Here is a 13,173-nt window from a genome sequence, read left to right on the forward strand (position 1 = left end):
GGGTAAAAAAGGCTAAGTCCTCGTACCGTAAGGCCTGGAAGACATGTCAATAATTAAGAAAAAAAATTCAAAATTTGATCGAGTGCTGATTTCTTCAACGGGAGGTCAGAATTGCGCAACATGATGTCGCGCAATCTTTATAAGAATAACGAATGACGTTAGTCGTTTTTGGCGGTTGTGTGCAACATATAGTTAACATCAACGCCCGGTGCGAGTTTGAATTTATCGGTCAGCGGATTGTAGTGCAGGCCGGTGATGTGCTGCTCTTTGAGCCACGTCTGGTCAACCCAGCTTAACAGCTCCGCAGGCTTGATGAATTTCTTCACGTCGTGCGTCCCTTTCGGCACCATGCGCAGTACATACTCCGCGCCAACGACGGCCATTAGCCAGGCTTTACCGTTACGGTTGATGGTTGAGAAGAAGACCTGGCCGCCCGGCTTCACCAGTTTTGCACAGGCATGTACCACCGACTGCGGATCGGGTACGTGCTCCAGCATCTCCATGCAGGTCACCACATCGTACTGATGGGCGTGTTTTGCCGCGTGCTCTTCCACGGTTTCCTGCACGTATTCCACCTGTATGCCGGACTCCAGCGCGTGAAGGCGGGCAACCTGGAGCGGTTCAAAGCCCATATCCAGGCCCGTAACATTCGCCCCTTCGCGCGCCATGCTCTCAGCCAGGATGCCGCCGCCGCAGCCGACGTCGAGCACTTTCTTACCGAACAGACCGCCGGAACGCTCCGCGATATAGCCCAGACGCAGCGGGTTAATGCGATGCAGCGGTTTGAACTCACCTTCGAGATCCCACCAGCGGGACGCCACCGCTTCAAATTTGGCAATCTCTTCGTGGTCAACGTTGTGAGCCACCGGGGATTTTTCGGCATTCATGGGCGCTTTTACTCCTTATTTAGCAAGACAAAGGAGTATATCAGGCAATCCCCGTGAATAAAGCGTATAGGTTTACCTCAATCACCTCGGCTGTGTTATAATTTGCGACCTTTGAATCCGGGATACAGTAGAGGGATAGCGGTTAGATGAGCGACCTTGCGAGAGAAATTACACCGGTTAACATCGAGGAAGAGCTGAAGAGCTCCTATCTGGACTATGCGATGTCGGTCATTGTTGGCCGTGCGCTGCCGGACGTCCGCGATGGCCTTAAGCCGGTACACCGTCGCGTACTATACGCCATGAACGTATTGGGCAATGACTGGAATAAAGCCTATAAAAAATCTGCCCGCGTCGTCGGTGACGTCATCGGTAAATATCACCCGCATGGTGATACCGCCGTTTATGACACCATCGTTCGTATGGCGCAGCCATTCTCATTGCGCTACATGCTGGTAGATGGTCAGGGTAACTTTGGTTCAGTCGACGGCGACTCCGCTGCGGCGATGCGTTATACGGAAATCCGTATGTCGAAAATCGCTCACGAGCTGATGGCCGACCTGGAAAAAGAGACCGTTGATTTCGTCGATAACTACGACGGCACCGAGCGCATCCCAGATGTGATGCCAACCAAGATCCCGAACCTGCTGGTTAACGGTTCGTCCGGTATCGCGGTCGGTATGGCAACCAACATTCCGCCGCACAATATCACCGAGGTGATCAACGGCTGCCTGGCCTATATCGACGATGAAGACATCAGCATTGAAGGGCTGATGGAACATATCCCGGGCCCGGACTTCCCAACGGCGGCGATCATCAATGGTCGTCGCGGTATTGAAGAAGCGTACCGCACCGGCCGCGGCAAGATTTACATCCGTGCCCGCGCCGAAGTGGAAGCGGACGCTAAAACCGGCCGTGAAACCATCATTGTTCACGAGATCCCGTATCAGGTGAACAAAGCGCGTCTGATTGAAAAAATCGCCGAGTTGGTAAAAGAAAAACGCGTTGAAGGCATCAGCGCGCTGCGTGACGAGTCTGACAAAGACGGTATGCGCATTGTGATTGAGATCAAACGCGACGCGGTGGGTGAGGTTGTGCTGAACAACCTGTACTCCCAGACTCAGCTTCAGGTCTCCTTCGGTATCAACATGGTTGCGCTGCACCATGGTCAGCCGAAGATCATGAACCTGAAAGAGATCCTGAGCGCGTTCGTGCGTCACCGCCGTGAAGTGGTGACCCGTCGTACCATCTTCGAACTGCGCAAAGCGCGCGACCGTGCGCACATCCTTGAAGCGTTGGCGGTTGCGCTGGCCAACATCGACCCGATCATCGAACTGATCCGTCGTGCGCCAACCCCGGCGGAAGCGAAAGCAGCCCTGGTTTCCCGTCCGTGGGATCTGGGTAACGTTGCCGCGATGCTGGAACGTGCGGGCGATGACGCAGCGCGTCCAGAGTGGCTGGAACCTGAATTCGGCGTGCGTGACGGTCAGTATTACCTGACTGAACAGCAGGCTCAGGCGATTCTGGATCTGCGTCTGCAGAAACTGACCGGCCTTGAGCACGAAAAACTGCTCGACGAATACAAAGAGCTGCTGGAACAGATTGCTGAACTGCTGCATATCCTGGGCAGCGCAGAGCGTCTGATGGAAGTGATCCGTGAAGAGCTGGAGCTGGTCCGCGATCAGTTCGGCGATGCGCGCCGCACCGAAATCACCGCGAACAGCTCTGATATCAACATTGAAGATCTGATCAACCGCGAAGACGTGGTGGTCACCCTGTCTCACCAGGGCTATGTGAAGTATCAGCCGCTGACCGACTACGAAGCACAGCGTCGTGGCGGTAAAGGCAAGTCTGCAGCGCGTATTAAAGAAGAAGACTTTATTGACCGCCTGCTGGTGGCCAACACCCATGACACGATCCTCTGCTTCTCCAGCCGTGGTCGTCTGTACTGGATGAAAGTTTATCAGCTGCCGGAAGCGAGCCGCGGCGCGCGTGGCCGTCCAATCGTTAACCTGCTGCCGCTGGAAGCGAACGAACGTATCACCGCTATCCTGCCGGTACGCGAGTACGAAGAGGGCGTGAACGTCTTTATGGCGACCGCCAGCGGTACCGTGAAGAAAACCGCGCTGACCGAGTTCAGCCGCCCACGTTCCGCCGGGATCATCGCGGTGAACCTGAACGAAGGCGACGAGCTGATCGGTGTGGATCTGACCTCCGGTTCTGATGAAGTGATGCTGTTCTCTGCGGCCGGTAAAGTGGTGCGCTTTAAAGAGAACGCCGTCCGTGCAATGGGTCGTACCGCTACAGGCGTTCGTGGTATCAAACTGGCTGGCGAAGACAGCGTTGTTTCTCTGATTATTCCGCGCGGTGAAGGGGCTATCCTGACCGTGACGCAGAATGGTTACGGTAAACGTACGGCGGAAGGGGAATACCCAACCAAGTCTCGCGGCACGCAGGGCGTTATCTCTATCAAAGTGACCGAGCGCAACGGTTCCGTTGTGGGCGCGGTGCAGGTAGACGATGCCGACCAGATCATGATGATCACCGATGCCGGTACGCTGGTGCGTACCCGCGTGTCTGAGATCAGCGTGGTGGGGCGTAACACCCAGGGCGTGATCCTCATCCGTACAGCGGAAGATGAAAACGTGGTCGGTCTGCAGCGCGTTGCTGAGCCGGTGGATGACGAAGAGCTCGATTCCATCGACGGTAGCGTTGCGGAAGGCGATGATGATATCGCGCCGGAAGCCGACACCGACGATGACGTAGCGGATGACGCTGACGAGTAATGTCTCCTGATGCAAAAAAGGGCCGGATTCCGGCCCTTTTCTTTTGCACAAGCAGATAAGTCAACGTTGCGACCTGACGCGTTTACCGCTACCTTAACCACATTCTTTTGACCCCGACGGCGGAGCCTCGCCCCCTTGAAATACCTCGTCTCCTTTCGTACTACGCTGAAAGTTTCTCGCTATCTGTTTCGGGCGCTGGCGCTCTTGCTCTGGCTGCTGGTGGCCTTGTTCTCGGTGTTTTACATCGTTAACGCGCTGCACCAGAAAGAAGCGGAGATCCGCCAGGAGTTTAACTTAAGCTCCGACCAGGCCCAGCGCTACATTCAGCGAACGTCTGACGTGATGAAGGAGCTGAAGTATATTGCCGAAAATCGTCTGACGGCGGAAAACGGCATCCTTGCGCTTCGCGGGCGGAATGACAATACCGAAGTCCCGGACTTCCAGCCGCTGTTCCCGGACTCCGATTGCTCCACCATGAGCAATACCTGGCGCGGGTCGCTGGAATCCCTTGCCTGGTTTATGCGCTACTGGCGCGACAATTTCTCCGCCGCCTATGACCTGAACCGCGTATTCCTGATTGGCAGTGAAAATCTCTGCATGGCTGACTTTGGCCTGCGCGACGTGCCCGTTGAGCGTGACGATGCGCTGAAAAGCCTGCATGAACGTATTGTGAAATACCGCAATGCGCCGCAGGACGAGCGCGGGAATAACATCTTCTGGGTTAGCCAGGGCCCGCGCCCGGGCGTGGGCTATTTCTACGCCCTGACGCCGGTGTATCTCGGCAATCGCCTGCAGGCGCTGCTGGGGATTGAGCAGACCATTCGCATGGAAAACTTTTTCACCCCGGGCAGCCTGCCCATGGGGGTGACCATTCTGGATGAAAACGGTCATCAGCTGATCTCACTCGCCGGGCCGGATAACCGGTTAAACGTCGAACCGCACTGGATGCAGGAACGGTCGTGGTTTGGCTATACCTCCGGCTTCCGCGAACTGGTGCTGAAGAAGAGCCTGCCGCCTTCGTCGCTGAGCATTGTCTACTCGGTGCCAGTGGACATGGTGCTTGAGCGGATACGCATTCTCATCATGAATGCCATTCTGCTGAACCTGATCGCGGGTGGGGCGCTGTTCACCCTGGCGCGCATGTATGAGCGGAAAATCTTTATTCCGGCCGAAAGCGACGCCCAGCGGCTGGAGGAACACGAGCAGTTTAACCGTAAGATTGTTGCCTCGGCGCCGGTGGGGATCTGTATTCTGCGTACTCAGGACGGGACCAACATCCTGAGTAACGAGCTGGCGCATAACTACCTGAACATGCTGACGCATGAGGACCGGCAGAGGCTGACGCAAATTATCTGCGGCCAGCAGGTTAACTTTGTCGACGTGCTCACCAGCACGCACACCAACCTGCAGATCAGCTTTGTGCATTCCCGCTATCGCAATGAAAACGTGGCGATTTGCGTGCTGGTGGATGTCTCCGCGCGCGTGAAGATGGAAGAGTCGCTGCAGGAGATGGCCCAGGCGGCGGAGCAAGCCAGCCAGTCGAAATCCATGTTCCTTGCCACCGTCAGCCACGAGCTGCGAACGCCGCTGTACGGGATCATCGGTAACCTCGACCTGCTGCAGACCAAAGAGCTGCCGAAAGGGGTCGACAGGCTGGTGACGGCAATGAACAACTCCTCCAGCCTGCTGCTGAAAATCATCAGCGATATTCTCGACTTCTCTAAAATTGAGTCTGAGCAGCTGAAAATCGAGCCGCGGGAGTTCTCGCCGCGCGAGGTGATGAACCACATCAGCGCCAACTATCTGCCGCTTGTGGTGCGTAAACAGCTGGGGCTCTACTGCTTTATCGAACCGGACGTGCCGCTGACGCTGCACGGCGATCCGATGCGCCTGCAGCAGGTCATCTCAAACCTGCTCAGCAACGCCATCAAATTCACCGACGTTGGCTGTATCGTGTTGCACGTTTGCCGGGCGGGGGATTACCTGAGCATTCGCGTGCGCGACACGGGCGTCGGCATCCCGGCGAAGGAAGTGGTCCGCCTGTTCGACCCGTTCTTCCAGGTCGGGACCGGCGTGCAGCGTAACTTCCAGGGCACCGGACTGGGGCTGGCGATTTGTGAGAAGCTCGTCAGCATGATGGACGGCGATATCTCTGTGGATACCGAGCCCGGCATGGGAAGCCAGTTCACCATCCGCATTCCGCTCTATTCGGCACAGTATCCGGCAAAAGCGACGGTAGACGGGCTGAGCGACAAGCGCTGCTGGCTGGCGGTGCATAACGCCTCGCTGAATGACTACCTGACGGCGTTGCTTGCCCACAGTGGAGTCAGGGTGTGTCTCTATGAAGGTCAAACACCGGATGTGGACGATGTGCTGATCGCCGACGAGATGCCGGAGCAGCCGTGGCAGGGGAGAGGGTCGGTGCTCTTCTGCCGTCGCCACATCGGCATTCCTGTCGAGCGTGCGCCTGGGGAATGGGTACACAGCGTTGCAACGCCGCACGAGCTGTTGAGCCTGCTGGCGCGCATCTACAAAGTGGAGCTGGAAGAGCGCGACGGCGCGGGCGGATTGCCGTCACCGGAGTCTCTGGCGTCGATAAATGACGATATGATGATTCTGGTGGTGGATGACCATCCGATTAACCGTCGCCTGCTGGCTGACCAGCTGGGATCGCTGGGCTACCAGTGCAAAACCGCCAATGACGGCGTGGATGCGCTGAATGTGCTGAGTAAAAATCATATTGATATCGTGCTTAGCGACGTCAACATGCCAAACATGGACGGCTACCGCCTGACGCAGCGCATCCGACAGCTGGGCCTGACGCTGCCGGTAGTGGGCGTAACGGCGAACGCGCTGGCGGAAGAGAAACAGCGTTGTCTGGAGTCAGGCATGGACAGCTGTCTGTCGAAGCCGGTGACGCTGGACGTGCTGAAACAGACGTTGTCGATTTACGCGGATCGCGTGAGAAAAACCAGAATATAAAAAAAGGCCCGTAAGGGCCTTTTCGTTTTTTCACCCTCTCCCCGCGGGAGAGGGACGGGGTGAGGGCATCAGGCCGCACACCCGTCCGGGATCAATCCTTGTCCGATGCGCTCAGCGTAACGGAGGAGAGATAGTTCAGCAGAGCAATATCGTTGTCCACGCCCAGCTTCATCATCGCTGATTTCTTCTGGCTGCTGATGGTTTTAATGCTGCGGTTCAGCTTCTTGGCAATCTCGGTTACCAGGAAACCTTCTGCGAACAGGCGCAGAACTTCACTCTCTTTCGGGGACAGGCGTTTGTCACCGTAGCCACCCGCGCTGATTTTTTCCAGCAGACGAGAGACGCTCTCAGGCGTGAACTTCTTGCCTTTCTGCAGCGCAGCGAGCGCTTTTGGCAGATCGGTCGGGGCGCCCTGTTTCAGCACAATCCCTTCGATGTCCAGATCCAACACCGCGCTCAGGATCGCCGGGTTGTTGTTCATGGTCAGAACAATGATCGAGATATCCGGGAAGTGACGTTTAATGTATTTGATGAGCGTGATCCCATCACCGTATTTGTCTCCAGGCATGGAGAGATCGGTAATGAGCACGTGTGCATCAAGCTTTGGGAGGTTATTGATCAGTGCTGTAGAGTCTTCAAATTCACCGACTACATTCACCCACTCGATCTGTTCAAGTGATTTGCGAATACCGAACAGTACAATCGGATGGTCATCGGCAATAATTACGTTCATATTGTTCATGTATAAGGCTACCTTGCTACAGCAAGCTTTTGACGTAGGCGTCAATGTCGCTGATGTATTTTTCAATGCCAGAGGCATCTTTCTCACGAATTAGATGTTCCAGCGTTTCACATAACTGCTTGCCGGGAACCAGATTAAGCATGGCAAACACCCCTTTAAGCCGGTGTGCTGTCTGTGCCAGCGCTGCAAAATCATTCGCAGCGGACTCAGTATACAACCGCTTAACATCATCTGGTACTGTATCAACAAAGAGTGAATAGTATCCGCTGGCGTGAAGCTCGGCATTTTCATTGCCGCCTAACGGTGATTCCGTTATCTCTTCCTGCGCCAGCTGCTCTTCTATTAGTTGTAGTACAGCTTCCTGCATCGCATTGCTTATATTAAAGTTGACGCGCAGCTGGCCAGGGCCGATTTTCCGCACGCCTGACTCATCATCGCTTAAAAGCAAGCCGGAGGCAGTAAGATTAGACGGATTATCAGTTAAAAACAGATCAAATTCTTGACTTGCAAGTCTTTCATCCGGCGTGATGCAGGCCGCTCCCCAGTTTTCTAACTGACGAACGACAATATTGCGGATCTCGTTCGAGGTCACATCGACCATCACCACGACGTCATCCAGCAGACGTTCTTCATCCTCTTCCTGCGGATTGGCCGCCATTTTCACGTGCAGAGAATAGCGGGTGCCGAGGGATTCACGGGCTTTGATATTCAGGTGGCCGCCAAGCTTACGCGCCAGCTGATCGCACAGCCAGAAGGTCAGGGCATTGGCCTTGCCGTGGCGATCGCTCTGCGTGTCATTCAGAAACGGGAAGTGCAGATTATCAATTTCACTTGTTGTGACGCCTTCCCCGGTGTCCAGGATGCGGAACGTCAGACGGTCTTCTGCCGACTCCTCGGTGCTGACTTCAAGGGTGATTTTGCCAATCTGCGTGGTGGTCACGGCATACTGAATAATCATCAGCAGAATGCGGCGCAGCGCTTCGCGATCGCCGTGGCGTTCGTCATTCGCAGGGAGATTGTTATTGATCAGCAGCTGCAGCCCTTTGCGCTTAATGACGGGCAGTACTTCAGGCACCACTTCATCGATCAGATCCTGAATGGAGAAGAGGGCTGGCGTTCCCTTCCAGAAATCATTCTCCAGCATGTTCGCCAGCTGGATCTCATCAACCATTCTGACCAGCGAATCGGCCTGGCAGGCAAGCTGGTGGCTTTCAGAGGTGTTTAACGCCGCCGCCTGGGTCGCCAGCGTTTTTAACGGCTGCTTGAAGGCATCGCCAATGTTCTGCATAAATGCGGCGCGCCCCTGCTGGTTTTTCTCATACAGCCTTTGCGCCTGCTTGAGCTTTTTATTGACCAGCACTTCGCGATCCTGGTCGCGAATAATGAAGATTTGCGTGCGGGGAGCCACCTGGCTGCGGAACTGACGGATCTCGTACAGTTCATTGTTGATGGTGGCCTGAATCACCCCCTGGTGTTGATCCGCCATGGTGGTGATGTTCTGCAGGTTAAGATGCGGCAGCAGATGGTCGGCAATTTTGTTGCTCATCACCGTACGATTCGCCTCCTGGTCGTGAACCAGGACCCCAAGCGGCAGCACGGAAACAATCTCTTCATTCAGTGCACGCAATACGCGCAGCTCATTGTTGGTACCGGCCGGAACCGCAGAGGCGTCGCTCTGACGCCCCGTCTGGAAACGGAAGGTGCTGTAGCCAAACAGCGCCAGCGCCAGCAGACCGATATTCAGCAGCAGAGGCAGCAGAATATTTTGCAGGGTGTCGAGCAACAGCGTGCCAAACGGCACCTGCCACACGAGACGCATGCCGGTCGAGTTCAGCGATGAGGCAATTTCGATTTTCGAGCCGTTAAAGGAGATCGATACGCTCTCTGCGGCCTCTTTGTCGGACGCCGCACGCATGTTCTGGGTGCTGCTGTCTGGCTCCAGGCGGAAGCTGTCGAGCGGCATATCCGGCGGGATTAAATCATTAATCGGTAAATCGAAGGCCACCACCGTCGCCAGATGCCCTGGCTGGTTGAACGTGGTGCGCAGGGTAAAATAATGACCGTTTTGCCAGGCCAGACGACGCAGGGAAGAGAAGCTCTCACGCTCATCAAGGGCGTTCGCCTGCTGCAGCATCTCTGCCCGGCGGGAATCGACGATGCTGCCCACGGTTGTCTCTTTAAAGCCGGACGAGAGATCTTTTAACGGCAGCGTAGAGATCAGGATCATGCTGTTGTCCTGACCGTTCAGATAGTACATCGACCACGGTACCGTTTCGGCACCCCAGAGGGTATCCAGATAGGTCGAAATACGCTGCGTCATCTCAAGCGTCGCGCTGTCGTGAGAGCCAAAGATGAGTGCCTCGGTCTTACGCTGCGGTTTTTCGAGATAATAGACATCCTGCTTAAGTCGCGTCTCCTGAAGTCCATCCCCGGACGAGGAGGTCGGGGCAGCAGCGATATTGTCGTAAATCTGCCAGGTGGCGTAGCGCCAGGTGTCTATGCGCTTGTGCACGGCGTGGGTGATATCCACGACCTGATAGCTCTTATCCTTCAGCCAGGCGTTAACCGCGCTTTGTACCATCACCCCCATGGTGACTAACAGCACAACGATCAAAAGAAGAAAGAAACGGGTGATGCTCCCGGGGAGAAGGGAGAATTTGCTCGGGGCGGTAGTTTCAGTCTGACTCATTGATATCTTTAACCCGTTATGGTCGTGCTCTGTGGCGATAGGGCAGTATAAAGGGTAATAACTGAATTTCCAGCGCGACTGTCCGGGAAGAGGCGACTTTTTCTCCGGACAATATCGGCGGCGGGGAGTGCAGAAAACATGTACAAACTCGCCATGCGCGTACAAATAATCGACCCATGCCGTCAATAAATAGCACGAATTAACAAGAAATTAAGTCTTGTACCAATTTATGGACTACGAAGAATACCCGAAGAGAATTTAGTTAATAGTCGTTACAATTACGGTGCGGTAGCATAAAAAAAGAGAAGTTACGTAAAGAAAGGTAAAAAAAAACCGAATGCGGAGCATCCGGTTCAATTAGGGATAAACAGACATTCAAAACTGAATGACGGTAATAAATAAAGTTAATGATGATAGCGAGAGTTATTTTAGAGATTAGGTGCGATCTTGTTTTGTCATTCAGTGCTGTAACGGATTTTATTATAACTCTTTGATGTGTATGTGGTGATTTTCCTGTTTGATTATAAGTGCTAATTTTCTAAGCTATTTGTGCTTTGTAAAAGTTCCTTGATATTTACATTTTGAAACATGTTGATGGGTAAATGAAACATCTTCAAAGTTTTCGTATCATATTCGCATTGGATTATTCTGTAATTTTGCGGAGAATGAAATTGCCGACTGGTTAATGAGGGTTAACCAGTAAGCAGTGGCAATTATAAGGCATATAACAGAGGGTTAATAAAATGAAAGTTAAAGTACTGTCCCTCCTGGTACCAGCACTCCTGGTGGCAGGCGCAGCAAATGCGGCCGAAATTTATAACAAAGATGGCAACAAATTAGATCTGTACGGTAAAGTCGATGGTCTGCACTATTTCTCTGACGACAAGAGTGCCGACGGCGACCAGACTTACATGCGTCTTGGCTTCAAAGGCGAAACTCAGGTTAACGATCAGCTGACCGGTTACGGCCAGTGGGAATACCAGATCCAGGGCAACACCTCTGAAAGCGACAACCAGGCCTGGACGCGTGTGGCGTTCGCGGGTCTGAAATTCGCTGACGCGGGTTCTTTCGATTACGGTCGTAACTACGGCGTAATCTACGATGTAACCTCCTGGACCGACGTTCTGCCAGAATTTGGCGGCGATACTTACGGTGCGGACAACTTCCTGCAGTCCCGTGCTAACGGCGTGGCGACCTACCGCAACCAGGACTTCTTTGGTCTGGTGGATGGCCTGAACTTTGCCCTGCAGTATCAGGGTAAAAACGGCAGCGTAAGCGGTGAAAACGACACCGGTCGTAGCACCCTGAAACAGAACGGCGACGGCTACGGTGCATCCCTGACCTATAACCTTGGCGAAGGCTTCAGCGTAGGTGGTGCGATGTCCTCCTCCAAACGTACCGCTGACCAGAACGCACCGGGCGTATACGGTAATGGCGATCACGCAGAAGTCTATACTGGTGGCCTGAAATACGATGCCAACAACATCTATCTGGCAGCGCAGTACTCTCAGACCTACAACGCAACCCGTTTCGGTACCTCTAACGGCAGCAGCCCGACTACCGCTTACGGCTTCGCTAACAAAGCGCAGAACTTCGAAGTGGTTGCTCAGTACCAGTTCGACTTCGGCCTGCGTCCGTCCGTGGCTTACCTGCAGTCTAAAGGGAAAGACATCGAAGGTTACGGCGATCAGGATCTGCTGAAATATGTTGATGTTGGTGCGACTTACTACTTCAACAAAAACATGTCCACCTACGTGGATTACAAAATCAACCTGGTTGATGAAAATGAATTCACCCGTCAGGCGGGTATCGGTACTGACGATATCGTCGCGCTGGGTCTGGTTTACCAGTTCTAATCGCTTCATCGTGTGACGTAAGGGGCCTGCTGGCCCCTTTTTTGTGTCTCGCAGATTCGAACAACTCACCCGTTTTGGTGTACTCTTGCCGCCCTGGCATGAGGATAATAATGAATGGACATGACTTTTTTACGCGCCAGCTTTCTGGCTATGCTTTTTTTCCTGACCGCGTGTGACGATTCCGCGCCCGTGGCGAAAGCCGACGCACCCGCCGCGACGGTGCTCGAAGGCAAAACGATGGGCACCTTCTGGCGCGTCAGCGTGATGAACCTCGATAAAACACGCACAGATGAGCTACGCGGCAAAATCCAGTCTCAGCTGGATGCCGACGATCAGCTGCTCTCAACCTATAAAAATGACTCGGCGCTGATGCGCTTTAACCTCTCCACCAGCACCTCCCTGTGGCCGGTGAGCGAGGCGATGGCCGATATCGTGACCGAATCTATACGCGTGGGTTATAAAACCAACGGCGCGATGGATGTGACCGTCGGACCCCTGGTAAACCTTTGGGGATTTGGCCCTAACAAACAGCCGGTGACCACGCCCGAACAGGCGGCCATTGATGACGCCCGCGCCCGGACAGGGCTGCAGCATCTGACGGTGATCAATCAGTACGGACAACAGTACCTGCAAAAGGATATCCCCGATCTGTTTGTCGATCTGTCGACGGTAGGGGAAGGCTATGCGGCGGATCATCTTGCAGCGCTGATGGCCCAGGAAGGCATTTCCCGCTATCTGGTCTCCGTGGGCGGCGCGCTAGTCAGCCGGGGGATGAACGCCAGCGATAAGCCGTGGCGCGTAGCGATTCAAAAGCCGACCGATCGGCAAAATGCCGTACAGGCGATAGTGGATATCAACGGACATGGCATCAGTACCTCCGGGAGCTATCGTAACTATTACGAGCTTGACGGGAAGCGTATTTCGCATGTTATCGATCCGCAGACCGGCCGTCCCATCACGCATAACCTGGTCTCGGTGACGGTCATCGCCCCAACGGCGCTGGAAGCGGATGCCTGGGATACTGGCTTAATGGTTCTCGGCCCGGAAAAAGCCAAAGAGGTGGTTCGCCAGGAAGGGCTGGCGGTTTATATGATCACCAAAGAGGGCGACGGGTTCAAAACCTGGAGCTCGCCGCAGTTCAATAGCTTCCTGGTGCGCGACAAAAATTAAAAAGCAAGGTTGCGGGTTTTTTATCAGTGGCACTCAGGCACGCTCTATGTATGCTTACAAGAGG

7 protein-coding genes are annotated in these 13,173 nt (G+C 54.4%); 4 read left to right on the forward strand and 3 right to left on the reverse strand.

What is annotated here, in order from left to right:
- Nucleotides 1–158: 158 nt before the first annotated feature.
- Nucleotides 159–887, reverse strand: a complete 729-nt coding sequence (ubiG, locus tag INF68_RS17470; protein ID WP_039263205.1) for a bifunctional 2-polyprenyl-6-hydroxyphenol methylase/3-demethylubiquinol 3-O-methyltransferase UbiG — start codon at nt 885–887, stop codon at nt 159–161.
- 146 nt (nt 888–1,033) lie between these two features.
- On the opposite strand from ubiG, the gene gyrA reads away from it, so the two are divergent.
- Both gyrA and rcsC read left to right on the forward strand, forming a co-directional pair.
- Nucleotides 1,034–3,670, forward strand: a complete 2,637-nt coding sequence (gene gyrA, locus INF68_RS17475) for a DNA topoisomerase (ATP-hydrolyzing) subunit A (RefSeq protein WP_045354270.1) — start codon at nt 1,034–1,036, stop codon at nt 3,668–3,670.
- A 135-nt stretch (nt 3,671–3,805) separates the two neighbouring features.
- Nucleotides 3,806–6,652, forward strand: coding sequence for a two-component system sensor histidine kinase RcsC (gene rcsC / locus INF68_RS17480; RefSeq protein ID WP_126786705.1), 2,847 nt, complete (start codon nt 3,806–3,808; stop codon nt 6,650–6,652).
- 91 nt (nt 6,653–6,743) lie between these two features.
- Here rcsC and rcsB read toward each other — a convergent pair whose 3' ends face one another.
- Both rcsB and rcsD read right to left on the reverse strand, forming a co-directional pair.
- On the reverse strand, nt 6,744–7,394 hold the full coding sequence (gene rcsB, locus INF68_RS17485) for a response regulator transcription factor RcsB (RefSeq protein WP_006176468.1): 651 nt from the start codon (nt 7,392–7,394) through the stop codon (nt 6,744–6,746).
- A 16-nt stretch (nt 7,395–7,410) separates the two neighbouring features.
- Nucleotides 7,411–10,083, reverse strand: a complete 2,673-nt coding sequence (rcsD, locus tag INF68_RS17490; protein ID WP_126786706.1) for a phosphotransferase RcsD — start codon at nt 10,081–10,083, stop codon at nt 7,411–7,413.
- 743 nt (nt 10,084–10,826) lie between these two features.
- Between rcsD and INF68_RS17495 the strand changes: the two genes are divergently transcribed.
- Nucleotides 10,827–11,939, forward strand: coding sequence for a porin OmpC (locus INF68_RS17495; protein WP_045402762.1), 1,113 nt, complete (start codon nt 10,827–10,829; stop codon nt 11,937–11,939).
- A 114-nt stretch (nt 11,940–12,053) separates the two neighbouring features.
- Complete coding sequence (apbE, locus tag INF68_RS17500; protein ID WP_023312507.1) at nt 12,054–13,109, forward strand: FAD:protein FMN transferase ApbE; 1,056 nt, start codon at nt 12,054–12,056, stop codon at nt 13,107–13,109.
- The last annotated feature ends 64 nt before the right edge of the window (nt 13,110–13,173 follow it).

This window comes from Enterobacter cloacae complex sp. P16RS2, assembly GCF_014982155.1.
In the GTDB taxonomy this organism is placed as follows: Bacteria; Pseudomonadota; Gammaproteobacteria; order Enterobacterales; family Enterobacteriaceae; genus Enterobacter; species Enterobacter cloacae_M.

What these genes read in the sequence shown, in the direction of transcription:
- ubiG (WP_039263205.1), bottom strand. Translation starts at nt 887, where the DNA reads ATGAATGCCGAAAAATCCCCGGTGGCTCACAACGTTGACCACGAAGAG.
- gyrA (WP_045354270.1), top strand. Translation starts at nt 1,034, where the DNA reads ATGAGCGACCTTGCGAGAGAAATTACACCGGTTAACATCGAGGAAGAG.
- rcsB (WP_006176468.1), bottom strand. Translation starts at nt 7,394, where the DNA reads ATGAACAATATGAACGTAATTATTGCCGATGACCATCCGATTGTACTG.
- rcsD (WP_126786706.1), bottom strand. Translation starts at nt 10,083, where the DNA reads ATGAGTCAGACTGAAACTACCGCCCCGAGCAAATTCTCCCTTCTCCCC.
- INF68_RS17495 (WP_045402762.1), top strand. Translation starts at nt 10,827, where the DNA reads ATGAAAGTTAAAGTACTGTCCCTCCTGGTACCAGCACTCCTGGTGGCA.
- apbE (WP_023312507.1), top strand. Translation starts at nt 12,054, where the DNA reads ATGGACATGACTTTTTTACGCGCCAGCTTTCTGGCTATGCTTTTTTTC.